The sequence below is a fragment of the Streptococcus suis genome, from assembly GCF_002964045.1.
In the GTDB taxonomy this organism is placed as follows: Bacteria; Bacillota; Bacilli; order Lactobacillales; family Streptococcaceae; genus Streptococcus; species Streptococcus suis_U.
Window position 1 is genome coordinate 1 of the sequence record NZ_POPB01000323.1, and the last position, 20,712, is coordinate 20,712.

Annotated in this window: 17 protein-coding genes, 1 tRNA gene and 1 other RNA gene; 14 read left to right on the top strand and 5 right to left on the bottom strand. The window is 41.9% G+C overall.

Translation table 11 applies throughout. The annotated features are described in order from the left end of the window. Window positions 1-181: 181 nt before the first annotated feature. Window positions 182-1,531, top strand: coding sequence for a serine hydrolase (locus C1E99_RS06210; RefSeq protein WP_238146215.1), 1,350 nt, complete (start codon window positions 182-184; stop codon window positions 1,529-1,531). A 336-nt stretch (window positions 1,532-1,867) separates the two neighbouring features. On the opposite strand, the gene mscL is transcribed toward C1E99_RS06210, so the two are convergent. Continuing rightward, a complete protein-coding gene (gene mscL / locus C1E99_RS06215) occupies window positions 1,868-2,233 on the bottom strand; it encodes a large conductance mechanosensitive channel protein MscL (RefSeq protein ID WP_105107699.1) in 366 nt (121 codons plus the stop codon). Window positions 2,234-2,412: 179 nt separating this feature from the next. On the opposite strand from mscL, the gene dnaG reads away from it, so the two are divergent. The 9 genes from dnaG to aguB all read left to right on the top strand — a co-directional run bounded on the left by dnaG (window position 2,413) and on the right by aguB (window position 13,139). Continuing rightward, window positions 2,413-4,203 (top strand): DNA primase, encoded by a 1,791-nt coding sequence (dnaG, locus tag C1E99_RS06220; RefSeq protein ID WP_105206978.1) that lies wholly within the window; start codon window positions 2,413-2,415, stop codon window positions 4,201-4,203. Between the two features lie 2 nt (window positions 4,204-4,205). Next, on the top strand, window positions 4,206-5,324 hold the full coding sequence (gene rpoD / locus C1E99_RS06225; RefSeq protein WP_024399366.1) for an RNA polymerase sigma factor RpoD: 1,119 nt from the start codon (window positions 4,206-4,208) through the stop codon (window positions 5,322-5,324). 129 nt (window positions 5,325-5,453) lie between these two features. After that, on the top strand, window positions 5,454-5,777 hold the full coding sequence (locus tag C1E99_RS06230) for a metal-sulfur cluster assembly factor (RefSeq protein WP_002935553.1): 324 nt from the start codon (window positions 5,454-5,456) through the stop codon (window positions 5,775-5,777). Window positions 5,778-6,297: 520 nt separating this feature from the next. Then, complete coding sequence (locus tag C1E99_RS06235; protein WP_105206979.1) at window positions 6,298-7,746, top strand: aminotransferase class I/II-fold pyridoxal phosphate-dependent enzyme; 1,449 nt, start codon at window positions 6,298-6,300, stop codon at window positions 7,744-7,746. A gap of 2 nt (window positions 7,747-7,748) precedes the next feature. Beyond that, on the top strand, window positions 7,749-8,606 hold the full coding sequence (gene speE, locus C1E99_RS06240) for a polyamine aminopropyltransferase (protein WP_105206980.1): 858 nt from the start codon (window positions 7,749-7,751) through the stop codon (window positions 8,604-8,606). Continuing rightward, the gene (locus C1E99_RS06245; RefSeq protein ID WP_105206981.1) at window positions 8,606-9,865 is read left to right on the top strand and encodes a saccharopine dehydrogenase family protein; all 1,260 of its coding nucleotides are present in this window, start codon (window positions 8,606-8,608) and stop codon (window positions 9,863-9,865) included. Before speE ends, C1E99_RS06245 begins: the two co-directional genes overlap by 1 nt. Beyond that, window positions 9,866-10,993 carry a carboxynorspermidine decarboxylase gene (gene nspC / locus C1E99_RS06250; protein WP_105160553.1) on the top strand — a complete coding sequence of 376 codons (1,128 nt, stop codon included), beginning with the start codon at window positions 9,866-9,868 and terminating at the stop codon, window positions 10,991-10,993. A gap of 134 nt (window positions 10,994-11,127) precedes the next feature. Beyond that, the gene (aguA, locus tag C1E99_RS06255) at window positions 11,128-12,267 is read left to right on the top strand and encodes an agmatine deiminase (RefSeq protein WP_105206996.1); all 1,140 of its coding nucleotides are present in this window, start codon (window positions 11,128-11,130) and stop codon (window positions 12,265-12,267) included. Then, on the top strand, window positions 12,264-13,139 hold the full coding sequence (aguB, locus tag C1E99_RS06260; protein ID WP_105206982.1) for an N-carbamoylputrescine amidase: 876 nt from the start codon (window positions 12,264-12,266) through the stop codon (window positions 13,137-13,139). The genes aguA and aguB overlap by 4 nt, the downstream gene beginning before the upstream one ends. Before the next feature lie 39 nt (window positions 13,140-13,178). Here the strand turns inward: aguB and C1E99_RS06265 are convergent, their stop codons facing one another. Continuing rightward, window positions 13,179-13,772, bottom strand: coding sequence for a TVP38/TMEM64 family protein (locus C1E99_RS06265; RefSeq protein ID WP_105145333.1), 594 nt, complete (start codon window positions 13,770-13,772; stop codon window positions 13,179-13,181). Between the two features lie 110 nt (window positions 13,773-13,882). On the opposite strand from C1E99_RS06265, the gene ssrA reads away from it, so the two are divergent. The 3 genes from ssrA (at window position 13,883) to add (ending at window position 15,477) form a co-directional block, all read left to right on the top strand. Next, window positions 13,883-14,230, top strand: a transfer-messenger RNA (tmRNA) gene (ssrA, locus tag C1E99_RS06270). Between the two features lie 2 nt (window positions 14,231-14,232). Continuing rightward, window positions 14,233-14,320 (top strand) — tRNA-Ser (locus C1E99_RS06275). A gap of 149 nt (window positions 14,321-14,469) precedes the next feature. Next, the gene (gene add, locus C1E99_RS06280; RefSeq protein ID WP_105206983.1) at window positions 14,470-15,477 is read left to right on the top strand and encodes an adenosine deaminase; all 1,008 of its coding nucleotides are present in this window, start codon (window positions 14,470-14,472) and stop codon (window positions 15,475-15,477) included. A 47-nt stretch (window positions 15,478-15,524) separates the two neighbouring features. Here the strand turns inward: add and C1E99_RS06285 are convergent, their stop codons facing one another. The 3 genes from C1E99_RS06285 to C1E99_RS06295 are packed head-to-tail and all read right to left on the bottom strand — an operon-like array spanning window position 15,525 to window position 17,398. Continuing rightward, window positions 15,525-16,307, bottom strand: a complete 783-nt coding sequence (locus tag C1E99_RS06285; RefSeq protein WP_105206984.1) for an ABC transporter permease — start codon at window positions 16,305-16,307, stop codon at window positions 15,525-15,527. A gap of 16 nt (window positions 16,308-16,323) precedes the next feature. After that, window positions 16,324-17,031 carry an ABC transporter ATP-binding protein gene (locus C1E99_RS06290; RefSeq protein ID WP_105117979.1) on the bottom strand — a complete coding sequence of 236 codons (708 nt, stop codon included), beginning with the start codon at window positions 17,029-17,031 and terminating at the stop codon, window positions 16,324-16,326. Next, the gene (locus C1E99_RS06295) at window positions 17,024-17,398 is read right to left on the bottom strand and encodes a GntR family transcriptional regulator (RefSeq protein ID WP_105145335.1); all 375 of its coding nucleotides are present in this window, start codon (window positions 17,396-17,398) and stop codon (window positions 17,024-17,026) included. Before C1E99_RS06295 ends, C1E99_RS06290 begins: the two co-directional genes overlap by 8 nt. 152 nt (window positions 17,399-17,550) lie before the next feature. On the opposite strand from C1E99_RS06295, the gene C1E99_RS06300 reads away from it, so the two are divergent. Next, complete coding sequence (locus tag C1E99_RS06300; protein ID WP_105206985.1) at window positions 17,551-20,661, top strand: DNA polymerase III subunit alpha; 3,111 nt, start codon at window positions 17,551-17,553, stop codon at window positions 20,659-20,661. The last annotated feature ends 51 nt before the right edge of the window (window positions 20,662-20,712 follow it).

Consider the following 20,712-nt stretch of genomic DNA (forward strand, 5'->3'; position numbering starts at 1 on the left):
TGTTTTTCATTGTCAGTTACCAACTTGTCCCAAAGTAAGTTCTACCTTATTTCCTTGTCTCAGTCTAATTTCCAGTTTTGGTGTTAGACTAGAACTTACTTTGAGAATTTTGGTAACTTATTTTAGGTCCAATATTAGGGTATAAATCCTTGTTATCTGATTCTGTTTTTTGTATAATTACATGGTTATGAGAAAAAATTATCACAAAAAATCTAAAAATCATCAATCTAACTCAGTTGAGAGAAGAAAGGGGAGTCGACGAATTCCAACTCGACGGAATCGATCACGTTCCCATCATCAATATCCACGGCCAACTGAATTTACAAAGAATTTATTTATTGAAATTCCTAATGGTGAGGAGGCCCTTGAAAAGGTTAATGATAATTCTGTAAGTGAAACTGAGAAAAAAACAGTAAGTAATTGGAAATTATTTATTCAAAACACTGTTCCAAGATGGATTCTTTCAAAACATAATGTATTTTTTGCAGTCCTTGGAGTTTGTAGTCTTCTTTTCTTAGGAATATTTTTAACAAATGGCAAAGGTGAAGTTAAAACCTCTGAAGAAGGTGTAGCTACTTCCACATCTTCAACTACTGTAGATGCGGAAACAGAGAATAAGGCCGAAATTATTGAGGTGAAGCCTGTTTTTAAATCACAGGAAGCCAAAGAGTTAGTCATGCAAGAAGATTTTGAGTATATGAGTAGTCTTGGTTTATACTATGATTATGCAAATCTTAGTTTGGAAGAAACGGTTAGAGCATTCTTGAATGAACAAGGTTTGGATCCTTCTCAAGTGGCATTTACATATAAAAATTTAGGAACAAATGAAATTTTCTCCATGAATGACAGTCAACTGATGACAGCAGGTTCAACATACAAATTACCATTAAACATGCTAGTTGTTGATGCTATTGAAAAAGGCGAAGTTTCAGCAACTGAATCATATGATATCACAAATCTTACCTATGAATACAAGCCTGAGCATGATGCTTATGTTGAAAATTACAATGGTCAAATGACTATAGCAGATATGCAATATGGTTCAATTGTAGTTTCTGAAAATACTCCAGCATATGCATTGGCTGAGAGATTAGGTGGAATGGATAAGGCCTACAGCATGTTTGATCGATATGGCACTTCACTTAATTCTGAAGTTCCGACTTTTTCATCCGAGGATAATAAAACGACAACCAGTTATTACACCAAGGTTTTAGACTATCTTTATAAACATCAAGATAAATATGCTGATTTATTTTATTATCTAGATATTGCTTTTCCAGGGTTATGGATGGAAGAATATGTTCATGGGGTTACAATCTATCAAAAACCTGGTTATGTTAGAGAGGCATTAAATATTGATGCTATAGTGATGGAAGAAACTCCATATAGTATTGCACTATATACTTCATACTTTGGGAATGCTTCAGAGGATGATATTGAAATTGATTCGATGGGTTATGTTCAAGTGACTTCTTTAGCTTATGTTATCAATGAATGGCATAGGGTTAACATGAATCCAACTAAAGAATAGAATAAATTGGTATTATTGAAGTTGGACTAATCTTTTCTTGATGATTAAAAGAAAATCAATAGGGTGATATAGATAGGACTGAAGTTCATTAAATCAAAATAACAAGCCTTGCTTTTGCTTGCAGTGTATATGATTTTCTATAGTACAACTTATCGCATAAAAAATGCATGTAACTGTTTTCCAGCTACATGCATTTTTAATTCAATTTCAGGAAAGAATCATCTTATTGCCGCTGTACAAGCTTTCGTTTTCAGAGGTGGGATAATCACTCTTAAAATAAATTATTGAATTGAAAAATGTAAAAAAAGTAGACCGTAGTCTACTTAATTTTATGAATTATTTTTTCAACAAGTCACGGATTTCCGCAAGCAATTCTTCTTGAGTTGGTCCAGCTGGTGCAGGCTCTTCCACTTTCTTAGGCATTGCTTTTTCAGCTGCTTTAACAACGAAGAACATTGACGTACCGATAATCAAGAAGTTGATTACAGCGCTCAAGAAGCTACCGTATTTAACACCGTTCCAAGCAAGGTCAGCGATGTTTTGAACGTTTGCTGCTTTCAAAGCTGGGTTCAAAATCAATGGTGTGATAATATCATCTACAAATGAAGTGATGATAGCACCAAACGCACCACCAATTACAACTGCGACAGCAAGGTCTACAATGTTCCCACGGAACAAGAAATCTTTCAATTCTTTCAACATATCCTAAATATGTCCTTTCATAAATATTTTACTCTATCTATTATAATCATAAAAAAATTTTTTACAAGTAATTTGTTTCAGAAATTTTACATTTTGACTCTTTTAGTATAAAATAGAGTATGTTAAACTAAGGGAATAGTGTTCACTTTTTCGTTAAGTTCGTCGTTAGAGGAGGGAATATGGTTTCTAGAGATAAAATTATTGAAATTAAACAAGCCCTCAATATCGTGGATGTGATTGGTGAATCTGTCGCATTGGCAAAAGCTGGACGGAATTATGTAGGTCTCTGTCCATTTCATGGTGAAAAGACACCTTCTTTTAACGTTGTTGAAGACAAGCAGTTTTACCATTGTTTCGGTTGTGGGAAATCTGGTGATGTATTCAAGTTTATAGAGGAAACTCGGGGAATTCCCTTTGCGGATGCAGTTGCTGTTTTAGCAGAAAAAGCTGGGTTTCAGCTAGAAGTTTCATCTGTCAGTCATTTTCAGCCTAAGAAAGAAAATCCTCATCAGCTTTTATACGACATACATAGTGATGCGGCTAAGTTTTATCATGCCTTGTTAATGACCACAAAAATGGGGGAGGAAGCACGGAATTACCTTCACCAACGTGGATTAACTGACGAAGTAATGAAGAGTTTCCAGATTGGTCTAGCACCAGAAGGACAAAATATTCTTTATCAAAAACTTTCTCAGCAATACGATGAAGACAGTTTATTGCACTCGGGTTTGTTTAATCCTAGCGAGCAGAATATGATTTTTGATGCCTTTCAGTCTCGAATAATGTTTCCTTTGGCGGATGAGTATGGGAGGGTTATTGCTTTTTCTGGAAGAATCTGGACGGAAAAAGACTTACAGAATAAGCAGTTAGCCAAGTATAAAAATTCTCGTAGCACAGCTATTTTTAATAAGAGTTACGAATTATATCATTTGGACAAGGCAAAAGCTGTCATTAAAAAACAGCGGGAAGTTTATCTGATGGAGGGCTTTCTGGATGTTATCGCAGCCAATCGGGCTGGTATTGACAATGCAGTAGCATCTATGGGAACGGCTCTTACTCGCGAGCACGTTGGTCATTTGGCTAAGTTTTGTAAAAAGATAGTTTTGACCTATGATGGTGATAAAGCTGGTCAAGCGGCTACTATGAAGGCCTTAGATGAATTGCGAGATTTCCAGGTTGAAATAGTTAGTCTGCCTGACAATATGGACCCGGATGAATTTTTACAAAAAAATTCTGAAGAAGCCCTGTTACAAGTCTTAACCAAGTCTAGGAAAAGTGATGTAGAATTTTTAATCGACTATCTGAAACCCGAAAATCCAGACAATTTGCAAATGCAGATTGATTTTGTGGATAAGATTGCCCCGATTATTGCAAAGGTCTCGTCCATTACAGCTCAGAATTCCTATATTTATAAGGTGGCTGAGGTGCTTTCGGACATTGATTATAGTCAGGTGGAGCAGGCTGTCAATGCTGTTCGCTTAAATCAACGTCAACAACGCAGCCAACAAATCCATTCCCAACAAGTTGAGCAGTCCTTCCAGATTCCAACTCAGCCCTTGGTTCGCCTTACCAGTCTGATTCGAACGGAGAATCACTTGCTCTATCGCATGGTTGAACATCCGTATATTTTAAATGAATTTCGACTGAGAGAAGATTTTTATTTTGCTACACCAGAATTACAGGTATTGTATGAATTGTTGAAAAATCAAGGTGAGATTAGTAGCTTTGACTTATCTCAATTGGAAGATTCTGTTCAACAGGCCTGGTATCGTATCTTGGAAGAACGTTTACCAGAAGAAGTAGGTCAACACGAGATAGAAGAATTGGAGTTGCGACGAGACAAAGAACTCTTGCGAAAGGAAAATCAACACCTGACACGGAAAATTCGTGAACATTCCCATGTGGGAAATGCCGATATTGCCCTCGATGAGTTGGCCCAACTTCTCGAGAAAAGAAAACAGATGGAGTAAGTATGACAAGTAAAAAAGATAAAAAGACAGAAGTAACAACTTTTGATGTACAAGTTGCTGAATTTATTCGTAACCATAAAAAACAAGGTTCAGCTACAGACGATGAAATAAATGACCAACTGGTTATTCCATTTACGCTTGATGCTGACGGAATCGATGATTTGCTCCAACGTATTCAAGATGCAGGGATTTCAATTGTCGATAAGGATGGAAATCCATCAGCGCGTGCTATGCAGGTAGAGGAAGAGCCAGAATTATCTGACGAAGAATTGCTTGGGAGCACTTCTGCAAAAGTGAACGACCCAGTCCGCATGTATTTGAAAGAAATTGGTGTTGTACCTCTTTTGACTAACGAGGAAGAGCAGGAGTTGGCTCTGGCAGTTGAAGCCGGTGACCCAGAAGCGAAACAACGTTTGGCGGAAGCCAACTTGCGTTTGGTTGTTTCCATTGCAAAACGCTATGTCGGTCGTGGTATGCAGTTCCTTGATCTTATCCAAGAAGGAAACATGGGCTTGATGAAGGCTGTTGATAAGTTCGACTACTCTAAAGGTTTCAAGTTTTCAACCTATGCAACTTGGTGGATTCGTCAGGCTATCACTCGTGCCATTGCTGACCAAGCTCGTACCATCCGTATTCCTGTTCACATGGTGGAAACCATTAACAAGTTGGTTCGTGAGCAACGCAATCTCTTGCAAGAATTGGGCCAAGATCCAACACCAGAACAAATCGCTGAGCGTATGGATATGACGCCTGAGAAAGTTCGTGAAATCCTAAAAATTGCCCAAGAGCCTGTTTCACTCGAGACCCCAATTGGTGAAGAAGATGACAGCCATTTGGGAGATTTCATCGAAGACGAAGTTATTGAAAACCCAGTTGATTACACAACTCGTGTCGTTCTTCGTGAACAGTTAGATGAGGTACTGGATACTCTTACTGACCGTGAGGAAAACGTATTGCGTCTTCGTTTTGGTTTAGACGATGGTAAAATGCGCACTCTTGAAGATGTTGGTAAAGTCTTTAACGTAACCCGTGAACGCATCCGCCAAATCGAAGCCAAAGCCCTCCGCAAACTCCGCCACCCATCCCGTAGCAAACCACTTAGAGACTTTATTGAGGATTGATTTTGTCTGGGAGACAAAATCAACCGCTCGCTGAAAACAGGAAACGAGCGAAGGTCCAGTGGACTTTTTGACACAAACTTGGTTTGTTTCTTTTCTAGTATTGAACTTGTGAAAAAGAAAGAGAGAAAAATGACGTACACAGAAGATCAAATTAAAGACATTCAGGAGCGTATTTTTCATGCTCTTGAAGATGTGATTGACCCTGAGCTAGGTATTGATATTATCAATTTAGGGCTAATTTATGAAATCCGATTTATTGAGGGCAAGGCTGAAATTGATATGACCTTGACGACCATGGGCTGTCCCTTGGCTGACTTGATTACCGATCAAATTCATGATGTACTGAAGGATGTCCCTGAAGTAACAGAAGTAGATGTGAGACTGGTTTGGTCACCAGCTTGGACCGTTCAAAAAATGAGTCGTTATGCTCGAATTGCATTAGGAATTAAATAAAAAAAAACAAAGTGGTTTCGAACGTTTGAAGCCATTTTTTTATTAATGTTTGGATTTTTTGTAAAAAATATTAAAAATTATACTTGTCAAAGAGAAATTTCCGTGTTACAATAAACAGGCCTAGGAAAAGTAGTCATACCTATTCTAGCAAATATCAGACCTATATGGGATGAGTAGCTCTGCTATTGATCATAACCAAAGCCTACGGACAGGCGGGTCGAATGCCGAAGCGTGGCGTAAGCCACATTATTGATAGGGTTAAAAGCCTACATTTTATAAGTTGATTTTAGGGTTCATCCCTAATTCGTATATCAAATTTAGTGTGGTGAAAGCACACGTCATCTTGTGAAACGGTCAATAAAGTACGTATATATTTGCACTGGAGAGTAGGAAACGGTAGGCACATAAACTCAAGAGAAGAATAAAAAACGTCGATTTGGATTGTAGAGCAGGATGAACCCTGCTCTTTTTACTTGTTTAAAAAAGGGTAGGAGTCCATCAAGCAAAGGAGTTTTTCAATATGAAAAATCAACACCAAGCCCCTATTTATCAGGGATTGGTACAGTTACGCCGGAAACGGATTGTTCCCTTTGATGTCCCAGGACACAAACGAGGGCGCGGAAATCCAGAGTTGGTCGAACTGTTAGGAGAAAAATGCGTGGGGATTGATGTCAATTCCATGAAGCCTTTGGATAATCTAGGGCATCCTGTCTCCATTATTCGAGAGGCGGAGGAATTGGCGGCAGAAGCCTTTGGTGCCAGTCATGCCTTTCTTATGGTTGGAGGGACTACTTCGTCTGTCCAGACCATGATTTTGGCAACCTGTAAGGCGGGCGATAAGATTATCCTTCCTCGAAATGTCCACAAGTCAGCCCTCAATGCCCTTGTCCTTTGTGGCGCCATCCCTGTCTATGTGGATATGAGCGTGGAGCCACGAATTGGCATTGCTCTTGCCTTGGAAAATGCAGCCTTTGAACGGGCCATTGCAGAGCATCCTGATGCTGTTGCTGTCTTGATTAACAATCCGACCTATTATGGCATCTGCTCGGACCTGCGTAGCTTGACTGAGAAAGCTCACGCAGCGGGTATGAAAGTTTTGGTAGATGAGGCCCACGGAGCTCATTTGCATTTTTCGGACCAATTGCCAGAGGCGGCTATGGATGTGGGGGCTGATATGGCAGCTGTTTCCATGCATAAGTCAGGTGGTAGTCTGACACAGAGCTCGCTCCTATTGGTAGGTCCAGATATGAATGTGGAGTATGTTCGCCAGATTATCAATCTGACCCAGTCAACATCCGCTTCCTATCTTTTGCTGGCTAGTTTGGATATTTCACGGAGAAATCTGGCCCTTCGTGGGAAAGAGTCTTTTGAAAAAGTCATTGAAATGTCTGAGTATGCTCGTCGTGAAATCAATGCCATCGGTGGCTACTATGCCTATTCTAAAGAATTGATTGATGGTAAAACGGTGCATGATTTTGATGTAACCAAGCTCTCCATCTATACGCAGGGCATTGGTCTGACAGGGATTGAAGTCTATGATTTGCTGCGGGATGAGTACGACATCCAGATTGAATTTGGCGACATTGGCAATATCTTGGCCTATATTTCAATCGGTGACCGCTTGCAGGACATTGAGCGGCTGGTGGGAGCTCTGGCTGACATTAAGCGTCTTTACTCACGAGATGGTTCGGATTTGATTTCGGGTGAATACATCCAGCCGCAGCTGGTTTTGTCACCTCAGCAAGCCTTTTATGCAGAGCGGGAAAGCCGTTCCCTGCAAAAAGCAGTTGGTCAGGTCTGCGGGGAATTTGTCATGTGCTATCCGCCTGGTATTCCGCTTTTAGCTCCAGGTGAACGAGTGACTCAAGAAATTGTTGATTACATCATCTTTGCCAAGGAGCGCGGCTGCTCCGTCCAAGGTACGGAAGATCCAGATGTCAACTTCATCAATGTCATTAAGGAGGTCTAGTCATGGAAATGTGGTTTTCAGAAGTTCAAACACCGGATGTCAAGTTATCCATTCGCACCAGCCAGCAACTCTATGCTGGCAAGAGTGAATTTCAGGACATTGCTGTGTTGGACTCGCCAGCCTTTGGAAAAATATTAACCCTTAATGGTCGTGTTTTATTCTCGGATGCAGATGACTTTGTCTACAATGAGATGGCAGTACATGTACCAATGGCAGTTCATCCAAATCCTAAGAAAATCTTGATTCTGGGTGGGGGAGATGGTGGCGTTGCCCAAGTTCTCAGTATATATCCTGAAATCGAACGCATTGACGTTGTAGAGCCAGATGAGTTGTTGGTTGAAGTGTGTCGTCAGTATTTCCCAGACTATGCCTCTGGCTTGGAAGATGAGCGGGTCGAGGTTTATTTACAGGATGGTCTGCGTTTCTTGCGCAACTGTGAAAACGAATATGACATCATCATCAATGATGCGACTGATCCATTTGGACACACGGAAGGGCTCTTTACTAAGGAATTTTACGGTAATGCATACAGGGCTTTGAAGGAAGATGGCATCATGGTTTACCAACATGGTTCACCATTTTATGACGAAGATGAGTCTGCCTTTCGTTCCATGCATCGCAAGGCGACCCAATCCTTCCCTATCAGCCGTGTTTATCAGGCCCATATTCCGACATCTGCGGCAGGCTATTGGTTATTTGGCTTTGCCTCTAAAAAATACCATCCCATTGAAGATTATGATAAGGAAAAATGGAAGGCGCGCCAGCTTTTCACAGAATACTATACCGCAAACTTACATATCGGAGCGTTTCTCTTGCCTCGATACGTGGAAGACATTTTAGAAGAAGAGGAGAAAAAATAATGAGTCGTTTGTTAGTGATTGGTTGTGGCGGAGTTGCCCAAGTTGCCATCAGCAAGGTTTGCCAGGCAGAAGATACCTTCAAGAAAGTCATTATTGCCAGCCGTACCAAGTCCAAGTGTGATGATTTGAAGGCTGTTTTGGAAGAAAAAACAGCCGTAAAAATTGAAACTGCCCAAGTGGATGCAGACAAGGTAGAAGAAGTGATTGCCTTGATTGAAAGCTACCAGCCCAAAGCTGTCTTGAACGTGGCCCTTCCTTATCAAGACTTGACCATCATGGATGCCTGCTTGGCGACAGGTGTGGACTACATCGACACCGCTAACTATGAGTGTGAGGACACCGAAGATCCAGAATGGCGGGCTATCTACGAAAAACGCTGTGCGGAAGAAGGCTTTACAGCCTACTTTGACTACTCATGGCAGTGGGCTTACAAGGAGCGTTTTGAAAAAGCAGGGCTGACAGCTCTTTTGGGATCCGGATTTGATCCAGGGGTGACCAGCGTATTTTCAGCCTACGCATTGAAGCATTATTTCGATGAAATCCACTATATCGACATCCTAGATTGTAACGGTGGAGACCACGGTTATCCATTTGCGACCAACTTTAACCCTGAAATCAACTTGCGTGAAGTTTCAGCACCAGGCTCTTACTGGGAAAATGGTAAATGGGTGGAAGTCGAAGCCATGTCGATTAAGCGGGAATATGATTTCCCAGAAGTGGGTCAGAAGGATATGTTCCTCCTCCACCATGAAGAAATCGAGTCGCTTGCAAAGAATATTCCCGGCGTCAAACGCATTCGTTTCTTCATGACCTTTGGTCAATCTTATTTGACTCACATGAAATGTTTGGAAAATGTTGGTCTCTTGCGGACTGACCCAATCAACTTTAACGGACAAGAAGTAGTACCAATCCAATTCCTCAAGGCATTATTGCCAGACCCAGCCAGCCTTGGTCCTCGTACCGTCGGCAAAACCAACATCGGCTGTATTTTCACAGGTATCAAGGACGGCGTGGAGAAAACTATTTACATCTACAACGTTTGTGACCATCAAGAGTGCTACAAAGAGGTCGGTTCCCAGGCTATTTCCTACACAACTGGCGTGCCAGCTATGATTGGAACCAAGCTTGTCATGGACGGAACTTGGAAAAAACCAGGCGTTTACAACTTGGAAGAGTTGGATCCAGATCCATTTATGGACCTGCTCAACCAATACGGCCTACCTTGGCAGGTAGTAGAAAATCCTGTTTTGGTGGACTAGATGAGAATCCATCAAGTCCCAACACCAGCTTATGTCATTGACGAAGCTAAGCTGGTCAATAATTTAGAAATTCTCAAGTCTGTCCAAGAGCGCACAGGCTGCAAGGTCCTCTTAGCTCAAAAAGCCTTCTCCATGTATGCCACTTACCCCCTAATCAGCCAATACCTAGCTGGAACAACCGCATCAGGACTTTACGAAGCCAAATTAGGTCGTGAGGAATTTGGGGGCGAAGTTCATGTTTTCGCCCCTGCCTTTAAGGATGCGGATTTGGAGGAGATTTTGGAAATTGCAGACCATATCGTCTTTAACTCAGAGCGCCAACTCCGCAAGCACGTGGACAAATGCCGAGTAGCTGGAGTCAGTGTTGGCCTGCGGATCAATCCAGAATGTTCGACCCAAGGGGATCATGCCCTCTATGACCCCTGTGCAGCGGGTTCTCGTTTCGGTGTTCGCATTGATCAGTTTTCAGAAGACCTGCTTGACTTGGTGGATGGCCTGCATTTTCATACTCTCTGCGAACAAAATTCGGATGATTTGAAAACCACCTTGGAGGCTGTTGAGGACAAATTCGGCCCCTATCTACACCGTATTAAATGGCTCAATATAGGCGGAGGCCATCATGTGACCAGAGAAGATTATGATCTGGACTTGCTGGTTTCCTCTATCCAGCACATGCAGGAAAAATATGGGCTGGAAGTCTACATCGAGCCTGGTGAAGCCATTGCCCTCAATGCAGGCTATCTGGTGACAGAGGTCTTGGATATTGTGGAGAATGGCATTGAAACCCTGGTTCTGGATGCATCAGCTACCTGCCATATGCCTGATGTCTTGGAAATGCCCTATCGCCCACCGCTTCGTTATGGCTTTGAGGCTGGAGAGAAGGCTTTTACTTACAGACTATCTTCCAATACCTGTTTGACGGGCGACATCATCGGCGACTATTCCTTTGAAAAGCCTGTGGAGATTGGTGACAAGCTCTATTTTGAGGACATGGCAATCTATTCTTTTGTTAAAAATAATACCTTCAACGGCATCGGTCTGCCAAGTCTGGTCTTGATGGATCAGACTGGTGACTGCCGTATTATAAAGGAATTTGGCTATGAAGATTTCAAAGGGAGGTTATCATGAAACGTTACTTCAAAATTAGTGAGACTCCATTGAAATTAGTGCGTTATGTAAATGGATTGACAGAGCAATTTACTGAGAATGAAGGATGGTTTGAACAAGAACTATGGTATCATAGAATATTTTTTAGTGATTTTATGGATTATGAAGAAATCACAGAAGAGGAATGTTTACGACTGACTTTACCAAAGAAATTGGGTTATAGTATGCCTGCTGAGTATGAGCCCCATCATGGCACGCTCATGGTGTGGCCGACTCGTCCAGGGTCCTGGCCCTTTGATGGTCAGGGGGCAAAAAAAGCCTTTAGCCAGGTCATTAAAACCATTACTGAAAGCGAGCAGGTCTATCTCTTGGTCGATGAGGCCCACCGTGAAGAAGCCCAATCCATGCTGGGTGATGGTGTAACCTACCTGGACATCCCCACCAACGACGCTTGGGCGCGTGATACAGGTCCGACGGTTTTGGTCCATGAAGATGGCAGAGCTTTATCTGTCGATTGGGCTTTTAACGCTTGGGGCGGAAGTTATGATGGTCTTTATCAGGACTATGAGGCAGATGATCAGGTGGCTAGTCGCTTTAGTCAGGCCATCGGTCTGCCAGTCCATGATGCCCATCCCTTTGTCCTAGAAGGAGGAGCCATCCATAGCGACGGTGAGGGAACCATCTTGGTGACCGAATCCTGTTTACTCAGCCCAGGCCGCAATCCCCATTTGACCAAGGAGCAGATCGAGCAAGTGCTTCTAGATACTCTCGGAGCTGAAAAGGTTCTCTGGCTTCCATACGGAATTTTCAATGATGAAACCAATGAGCATGTGGACAATGTTGCGGCCTTTGTTGGTCCAGCCGAGATGGTTTTAGCCTGGACGGATGATGAGGCAGACCCTCAATATGCCATGTCTAAAGCTGATTTGGACTACTTGGAAAAACAGGTTGATGCCAAGGGCAGAAAGTTGATCGTCCATAAACTGCCTATTCCCAAACATCCAATTCTAGTAACAGAAGAGGACTTACCAGGCTATGTTTATGAAGCGGGGGAAGAAGTACGGACAGCTGGCGAACGTTTGGCGGCTTCCTATGTGAATTTCTACGTCAGCAACGGTGCGGTTCTGGTGCCCCAGTTTGATGATGAGCATGATGCGCAGGCACTTGAGCTTCTAGCGCAGCTTTTTCCCACCAGAAAAGTCGTCGGCATTCCAGCCCGCGACATCCTACTTGGGGGTGGGAATATTCATTGTATTACCCAGCAAATTCCCCGATTTGGAAAGGAAAGCAAATGAGAAATGTTACTGTAGCAGCTGTCCAGATGCAGTGTAGTCAGGACCTTTGGGAAAATCTGGCGACCGCTGAGCGTTTGGTCAGACAGGCTGCTGGTCAGGGAGCGCAGATTATCCTCCTGCCTGAACTCTTTGAGCCTCCTTATTTTTGTCAAGAACGCCAATATGATTATTACAACTACGCCGAGACTGTAGAAGAAAATGCTGCTGTTCAGCACTTTATTCCTATTGCCAAAGAATTACAGGTCGTTTTGCCTATTTCCTTCTATGAAAAGGATGGCAATAGTCTGTATAATTCTATTGCTGTTATTGATGCGGATGGTAGTGTTTTAGGAGTTTACCGCAAGACTCATATCCCTGACGACCATTATTATCAGGAGAAGTTTTACTTCACCCCTGGAAATACTGGATTTAATGTCTGGAAAACACGTTACGCTAAGATTGGCATTGGCATCTGTTGGGACCAATGGTTCCCAGAAACGGCTCGTTGTTTGGCGCTGAATGGAGCAGAATTGCTCTTTTATCCAACAGCTATTGGTTCGGAGCCGATTTTGGATACAGATAGTCAAGGACATTGGCAACGAACTATGCAGGGCCATGCGGCAGCCAACATCACACCAGTCATTGCGGCCAATCGGATTGGCTTGGAAGAAGTACAGCCTTCTGCAGAAAATGGAGGACAGTCTTCTAGCCTGCGTTTCTATGGTTCCTCTTTCTTGACAGATGAAACAGGTGAAGTGATTGAAAAAGCGGGACGCGAGGAAGAAGCTGTCTTGCTTGCTACTTATGACTTGGATAAGGGAGCGCGTGAGCGCTTGGACTGGGGACTCTTTAGGGACCGCAGACCGCATATGTATCAGAAAATTTCCGAATAAACAAAACAGCCTTGTCAGATGATAAGGCTGTTTCGTCTATTATTTAAGGAATTGTTGTAAAAATTGGCTTCCATAGATCCAAAAGAAGCTGTAGGCAACGATGGAAAATGGACGACAGAGAAGTGTGATAGTGATAAATTTTCGATAACTCATACTAGTTAAGCCTGTAATCATGACAACAATATCGGCAGGAGATACTGGTGAGAGCATACAGATAATAAAGAAAATATCATAACCTCGTTTATTATCAATTTTACTTTCATACTTGTAAAAGGTTTCTTCGCTCATAAATAACAAGCAGAATTTTTTTCCATAACGACGTGCCAGCCAGAAGAGTATGATACTACCGACTGAAATTCCAACATAATTCAGAAAGAATCCCCACCAAAAATTGAAGACTAAAAAACCTACAACAGTAGTAACCCCGCCAGGGATAATTGGAAAAACAACTTGGACAATCTGAATAGCCAAGAATGAAAGACTACCAAATGCACCTAGACCTTTGATGAACTCAGAAAATACATTTTGGTCATTTAGAATGCCAATCTTATATAACCAAAATAGAAAAATAAATGTCCCTATCAGTGTAATAATACTCAATATTTGAATTGCTTTTTGCCAGAATTTATACATAATTATATTGTACCATATTTCAAAAAATTTTAAAATTGTAAGGAAATTGTAAAAAATAGCTTTGCTTTTTACGAAAAAATCTGCTATAATAATTTTCGTATCAAACCTAAGGGGTTGTTACGGATTCGACAGGCATTATGAGGCTTGTTCTGCAACTCATCGGCAGATGTAAAAATGCCAGTTAAATATAACTGCAAAAAATACAAACACTTACGCATTAGCAGCTTAATAACCTGCCTGCGTGACCAGTCGCGAATTGCTTGTGTTTGCTGATTGGTCTTAAAATAACAAGCTACGTTGGGATTGAGTCAGGCTGTCCCAAAAGAGATGAACTGACTCGCTTGTGCTAGGTTTGAGTTATGTATCGAGCCCAAGTTAAAGCAAGACATAACCTATGGTTGTAGACGAATAAGTTGGCAGGTGTTTGGACGTGGGTTCGACTCCCACCAGCTCCATATATGGAAGATTACTCAAGAGGCTCAAGAGGCCGTGTTGGAAACGCGGTAGGCGTGTAACAGCGTGCGTGGGTTCGAATCCCATGTCTTCCGTATGGCAAGAACGATGAAAATCGTTCTTTTTTTCTTGCTATTGAGATCCTATGAAAACAGAAACGTTCCTTTTTTATTAAAAATATCTTGTAATTTGTCGAGAATATGTTATGATAGTTAACAATATACTTACGAAAGAGGAATTGTTGATGTTGAATGTACAAGAATTAGCCAAGACAGAATTGCATTGCCATTTGGATGGCTCCCTATCTTTATCGGCAATCCGACAACTTACCCAACTGGCAGGAATTTCCATTCCTGACAAGGATGAGGAACTCAGAAAATTGGTCAGTATAGAGGGTAAGGTTGATAGCCTGATGACCTATTTGCAAACCTTTAACTTTATCCGTCCACTTTTACAAACCGTAGAAGCATTGGAATTAGCTACCTACGATGTGTTACGTCAAGTAGCAGAGGATGGGGTTATTTATATTGAACTTCGTTTTGCACCAGAATTATCAACTGACAAGGGTTTGGCTATCCTGGAAGCTGTGAAAGCCGTCTTGCGTGGGATGGAAAAGGCCCAGGAGGAATTTGGTATAGTTGCTAAGCTCTTGGTCTGTGGCTTGAAACAAACTGATCCAAGTCAGACCAGAGAAATTTTTTCAGTTATTGCTGATTTGGCACCGAAAGGATTGGCTGGCTTTGATTTTGCTGGAAACGAGGCAGACTACCCAACTCATGAGCTGGCAGAGTTGATTGACTACACACAATTTCTAGGTTACCCCATGACCTTCCATGCAGGTGAGTGTGGTTGCGTGACCAATGTAGCCCAAGCTCTGGCCTTGGGTATCAAGCGGATTGGACACGGAACGGCTCTTAGCGGTCACGCTGAGGCTATTCAGGCTTTTGTCAATAGCGGAGCAACGCTTGAGATGTGCCTGACTTCAAATCTCCAGACCGGAGCTGCCCAAACTCTAGCAGACTTCCCCTATGAACAGCTGGTTCAAGCGGGAGCAAAGATTACCATCAATACTGATAATCGAACGGTTTCTAATACAAACCTAAATAAAGAATATCAGCTATTTGTAGAGTATTTTGGAACGACCAAGGAAGAATTTTATCAATTCAACAGAAATGCTATCCAAGCAAGCTTTGCCAGTGAAGAAGAAAAGGCAAATTTACTTGAACTCCTAGCCCAAAGGTATAATTTGTAAAAAGAAAGCTCTAGGCCATGTCAGAACGACCGGCAAAGAGCTTTTTCTTATTGTAAATTTAATTTCTTGGTCATGATAAAGTGTGTACCAAAATAGTAGGCAAAGGCCAGAATGATATTGATCAAGGCCAAGATAGGACTTGGGTATAACGGTAGTGCGGCATTATAAAGGTTCTCTAGATAATTGGTAAAAATGAGAGCTCCAAACACACCGAGAACAATTGAAATTCCGATATAGGTTAAAATGGCAAACAGTAGACGGTGGTCTTTAAACAGTTGACCAACAGAGATGGAGAAGTAGATGAGCAAGATTCCCATTGTTGACTCAATCAGCATATAGAATAGATGTGCAAATATGACAGGCCAGTCTAATGCTTGTACAACAGTATGCAATTCAGGAATCATGATTTCCTCAGTTCCGAGCATGAGAACAGCTAAAATGATTCCGATTGAAAGAACAATGGTAACTCCTGCTAAAAAGTACCAAACCAATGAAGCTACAAGTTTGCTGAGGATAATTTGGTGGCTGGAGACAGGTAAGGTCATAGTTAAATAGCCCTGGCGACCATAGACATTCTTTCTAAAACGATTGATGACCATGAAAAAAGTTGATAAGCCGAGGGCAGCAATCAGGATACCGAAAGTCATGAATGACGTACCAAAAAGAACCATTTCAGCACCACCAGGTTCAGTGCTTCCAGCTTGTGCCCGTAAGGTCAAAGCTTGTAACCAGAATCCAAGTATTGCAGACAGGACCAATGCCCCGACATAAATTCCTAAATACCATTTTCCAACGGATTGAAATTCATATTTGAGTAATTTCTTAAACATAGCAATCTCCTTCTAACTAAGCCTTAAAGTCTTGGCGGAAGAGTTCGTCAATGGACTCGCCACTTTCAATACGAAGGTCATCCACGTTTTCATGGCGAATAACACTACCATATTGAAGGAAAATTACTTCGTCCAAAATTTGTTCAACATCTGAAATCAAATGCGTGGAGATGATAACAGAGGCAGTAGGCGAATAGTTGTTGACGATGGTTTTTAAAATATAATCACGAGCAGCAGGGTCAACACCCCCAATTGGCTCATCCAAGACATAGAGTTGTGCCTGACGACTCATTACCAAGATCAGCTGAACCTTTTCCTTGTTCCCTTTTGACAGGTGTTTCATGCGGCTGTTTATATCAATTCCCAAGTCTTGCAAGAGATGAAGAGCTCGTTCTTTATCGAAGTCCGCATAGAAATCTGTAAAGAAGGTGATAGCATCAGAAACCTTCATGCTTTCATCAAGATAGGTCGTATCTGGCAAATAGGATACGATTGCCTTGGTTTCAGGTGAAGGAGTGCGACCGTTGATAAGGACTTGACCATACTCAGGTTGCAATAGTCCATTGATGAGTTTGATTAACGTCGTCTTACCAGAACCATTTGGTCCCAAAAGTCCAATAATCTTACCAGCAGTCAATTTCAAGTTAACATTATTGAGAGCTACAGCACCGCCATAGGATTTTGAAACCTGTTGTAATTCGACCAGGGTATATGCGTTATTCATAAGAGACTCCTTTCAAATAATCATCTAACTGGTGGGTTAATTCATCTTGATTGAAGCCCAAGTCCAGCATATTGGTCACAAAGTTTTCAAGTTCTTTCTGTGCCAAATGCAGTCGGGTCTGTGAAATCAATTCTTGATTGTCTGTGACGTAACGTCCTGTTGTGCGGACTGAGTAAACAAATCCTTCTGTTTCCAAATCAGACAGGGCCCGTTGCACCGTGTTTGGATTGACGCCAGCTGTTTCAGCCAAGTCACGCACGGTTGGCAATTTATCTCCCGATTTTAGTTGATTGGTTACAATCTGTAATTTGATGGTATTACTGATTTGGATATATATGGGCATATTATTATCAAATTTCCAAGCCATTATTCTTTCCTTTCTAGGCATTTTTGCCAATACCTATGTTCTAAATAAATAATACAATAAAACATGATAATTTGCAAGTCTTTTGATTGAATTTCTTAAAAATATTTTCCTAGATTATTTGGTATAATAGAAGAAATAAAAAGGAGAAGACCATGCTGGCACAACTAGATACAAAAACCGTCTATACCTTTATGGATAGCATGGTGACGATCGAAGAATATGTAAAGAGAGCCAAGTCGCTGGGCTACCAAGCCTTGGGGATGATGGATAAGAATAGTCTATATGCGGCTTACAGTTTTATGGAAACTTGTCAGAAGGCAGGAATACAGCCAATCATCGGCTGTGAATTGGACTGGCAGTTGGAGGGGCAAGAGCGAGAAGTGACAACTCAGTTGATTGCCTTGACCACCAAGGGCTATCGAAATCTCTTGAAAATTTCGACTGCAAAAATGACTGGACAGGATAACTTTGAAGCTATTCGCCAGTATTTAGTGGATATCGCTATCATCATTCCCTACTTTTCAGGGATTGAGCAGCTGGATATTGGGCTAGATTATTATATCGGAGTGACTAGGGATACACCTATACAAGACTTTCATGGTCCAATTCTGCCTATGCATACGGTTCGTTTTTTCGAGGAGAACCAGTTGGAGAGCTTGCAGGTACTTCATGCCATCCGAGACAATGTTCCGCTCAATCAAGTGGCGGATATAGACAAGCGACAAATCCTCTTATCAGCGGATAGTTTAACCAGTCTATTTTCCAGTCGTTTTCCTCAGGCGGTAGATAATCTACGTGATTTGGTAGCAGGTATTTCCTACCAATTAAATACAGACTTGAAGTTACCTCGTTTCAACCGTGAGCGACCTGCGGTGGAAGAATTGCAGGAGAAAGCCTATCAGGGATTGGAAGAAAAAGGTTTGACGGGAATTGTCTATCAGGAACGCTTGGAAAGAGAGTTGTCCATTATTCACGAGATGGGATTTGACGATTATTTCTTGATTGTCTGGGACCTGCTCCGATTTGGACGTAGTCGGGGCTACTATATGGGTATGGGTCGTGGTTCTGCGGTAGGGAGTTTGGTTGCCTATGCCTTGAATATTACGGGCATTGACCCCGTTAAACATCAGCTGCTCTTTGAACGATTTTTAAATAATGAACGCTATAGCATGCCGGATATTGATATCGATATTCCAGATATTCATCGCCCTGACTTTATTCGTTATGTGCGGGACCGTTACGGTTCTACCCACGCTGCCCAGATTGTGACCTATTCAACCTTTGGTGCCAAGCAGGCCATTCGTGATGTGTTTAAACGCTTTGGAACACCTGAGTACGAGTTGACCAATATTACCAAGAAGATTTCGTTTAAGGATAATTTATCCTCTGCCTACCAGCGCAATGCAGCCTTTCGTCAGCTTATTAATAGTAAAATCGAGTATCAAAAGGCCTTTGCCATTGCCCAACAAATTGAAGGACAACCTCGCCAGACTTCTATCCACGCAGCAGGTGTGGTCATGAGCGATGAGGACTTGACCGATACCATTCCACTGAAAATAGGGGATGATATGCTGGTGACCCAGTACGATGCCCATGCAGTCGAGGCCAATGGATTGCTCAAGATGGACTTTCTTGGTCTGCGAAATCTGACTTTCGTACAAAAAATGGCAGAAGGAGTTCGAGAGCGCTACAAGCTGGAAATAGATATTGCTAGCATTGACCTAGAAGATAAGAAAACCTTGGAACTTTTTGCGGCTGGCAAGACCAAGGGGATTTTCCAATTTGAACAACCAGGTGCCATCAGTCTCTTACAACGGGTCCGACCAGAGCGATTTGAGGATGTAGTAGCCACTACCAGTTTGAACCGCCCAGGTGCCAGTGACTATTCCGATAATTTTGTCAAACGAAAACATGGGCAGGAAGGCATTGACTTACTGGACCCGTCTATTGCACCGATTTTGGAAGGGACCTATGGTATCATGCTCTATCAGGAGCAGGTCATGCAGATAGCTCAGGTCTATGCAGGATTTACACTGGGCAAAGCCGATTTACTTCGTAGAGCTATGTCTAAAAAAAATGCCCGAGAAATGCAGGCTATGGAAGCCGAGTTTTTGGCAGGTGCGTGTGAGCGTGGGCATGAGGAAGGAAAAGCAAGAGATATTTTTGCCATGATGGCCAAGTTTGCTGGTTATGGTTTTAACCGTAGTCATGCCTATGCCTATTCGGCGCTGGCCTTTCAGATGGCTTACTTTAAGAGCCATTACCCAGATGTCTTTTTTGATGTCATGCTCAATTATTCCAGCAGTGCTTATATTGAGGATGCCCTGCAATTTGATTTTAAGGTGGTTAAATTATCTATCAACACAGTTCCATATTATGATAAATTTGATAAGGATAGGATTTTTCTTGGTTTGAAAACCTTGAAGGGTCTGCCCAAGGATTTTGCCTTATGGATATTGGACCAACGTCCCTACAAGTCAGTAGAAGATTTTGTTTTGAAACTACCTGACAATTATAAGAAGAAAGACTTGTTGCTTCCTCTCATTCATATTGGTTTGTTTGATGAGTTTGAACCTAATCGGAAAAAAATCATAGAAAATCTAGATAATCTCTTTGTCTTTGCTGAGGCATTCGGTACCTTTTTTGCGGAGGAAAACTATAGCTGGACGGAGGCAGAAGACTTTAGTGAAGCTGAAAAATTTGAATTAGAACAGGGCTTGTTAGGAGTTGGCATCAGTCCTCATCCTCTGGTCAAAATCTGCCGTGAGTCCAAGCGTTCTCGAACTGACCTTGCTGATTTGGTGGCGGAACGTCGGGTGACCATTCTTGTACAAATTCAATCCATCCGCTTGATTCGGACCAAGAAAACCGGAGAACAGATGGCTTTTCTCCAAGTGAGCGATACCAAGAGAAAATTGGATGTGACTCTCTTTCCGGAAAGCTATCGTCAATTTTCAGATGTCTTGAAAGAGGGCACCATTGCCTATATGTCGGGGAGAGTTCAAGAACGTGATGGACAGCTGCAATTGGTATTAGAACAAATGGAACCCGTTAGTCTGGAAAAATTTTGGATTTTGTTGGAAAACAGGGATCATGATCATGCAGTGGCTCGTATTTTAGAAAGATACAAAGGCAGTATCCCAGTTATTCTTCACTATCAGGATTCTAATCAGACCATTCAAGCGGAGCATTTTAGAGTTTTGAAAACGTCTCAACTTGAGGAAGACTTGAGCGAATTTGTTATGAAAACGGTTTTTCGCTAAAAAATTGTAAAAAGTCAAGCAACTTCTTTTCAAGTGTGTTATAATAAGGCA

Excerpts from the sequence above, each read along its gene's own strand:
- C1E99_RS06235 (WP_105206979.1), top strand. The coding sequence starts at position 6,298 with ATGAAAAATCAACACCAAGCCCCTATTTATCAGGGATTGGTACAGTTA.
- add (WP_105206983.1), top strand. The coding sequence starts at position 14,470 with ATGTTGAATGTACAAGAATTAGCCAAGACAGAATTGCATTGCCATTTG.
- C1E99_RS06210 (WP_238146215.1), top strand. The coding sequence starts at position 182 with ATGGTTATGAGAAAAAATTATCACAAAAAATCTAAAAATCATCAATCT.
- aguA (WP_105206996.1), top strand. The coding sequence starts at position 11,128 with ATGGATTATGAAGAAATCACAGAAGAGGAATGTTTACGACTGACTTTA.
- C1E99_RS06285 (WP_105206984.1), bottom strand. The coding sequence starts at position 16,307 with ATGTTTAAGAAATTACTCAAATATGAATTTCAATCCGTTGGAAAATGG.
- mscL (WP_105107699.1), bottom strand. The coding sequence starts at position 2,233 with ATGTTGAAAGAATTGAAAGATTTCTTGTTCCGTGGGAACATTGTAGAC.
- aguB (WP_105206982.1), top strand. The coding sequence starts at position 12,264 with ATGAGAAATGTTACTGTAGCAGCTGTCCAGATGCAGTGTAGTCAGGAC.
- rpoD (WP_024399366.1), top strand. The coding sequence starts at position 4,206 with ATGACAAGTAAAAAAGATAAAAAGACAGAAGTAACAACTTTTGATGTA.
- C1E99_RS06230 (WP_002935553.1), top strand. The coding sequence starts at position 5,454 with ATGACGTACACAGAAGATCAAATTAAAGACATTCAGGAGCGTATTTTT.
- nspC (WP_105160553.1), top strand. The coding sequence starts at position 9,866 with ATGAGAATCCATCAAGTCCCAACACCAGCTTATGTCATTGACGAAGCT.
- dnaG (WP_105206978.1), top strand. The coding sequence starts at position 2,413 with ATGGTTTCTAGAGATAAAATTATTGAAATTAAACAAGCCCTCAATATC.
- C1E99_RS06265 (WP_105145333.1), bottom strand. The coding sequence starts at position 13,772 with ATGTATAAATTCTGGCAAAAAGCAATTCAAATATTGAGTATTATTACA.
- speE (WP_105206980.1), top strand. The coding sequence starts at position 7,749 with ATGGAAATGTGGTTTTCAGAAGTTCAAACACCGGATGTCAAGTTATCC.
- C1E99_RS06295 (WP_105145335.1), bottom strand. The coding sequence starts at position 17,398 with ATGGCTTGGAAATTTGATAATAATATGCCCATATATATCCAAATCAGT.
- C1E99_RS06245 (WP_105206981.1), top strand. The coding sequence starts at position 8,606 with ATGAGTCGTTTGTTAGTGATTGGTTGTGGCGGAGTTGCCCAAGTTGCC.
- C1E99_RS06290 (WP_105117979.1), bottom strand. The coding sequence starts at position 17,031 with ATGAATAACGCATATACCCTGGTCGAATTACAACAGGTTTCAAAATCC.
- C1E99_RS06300 (WP_105206985.1), top strand. The coding sequence starts at position 17,551 with ATGCTGGCACAACTAGATACAAAAACCGTCTATACCTTTATGGATAGC.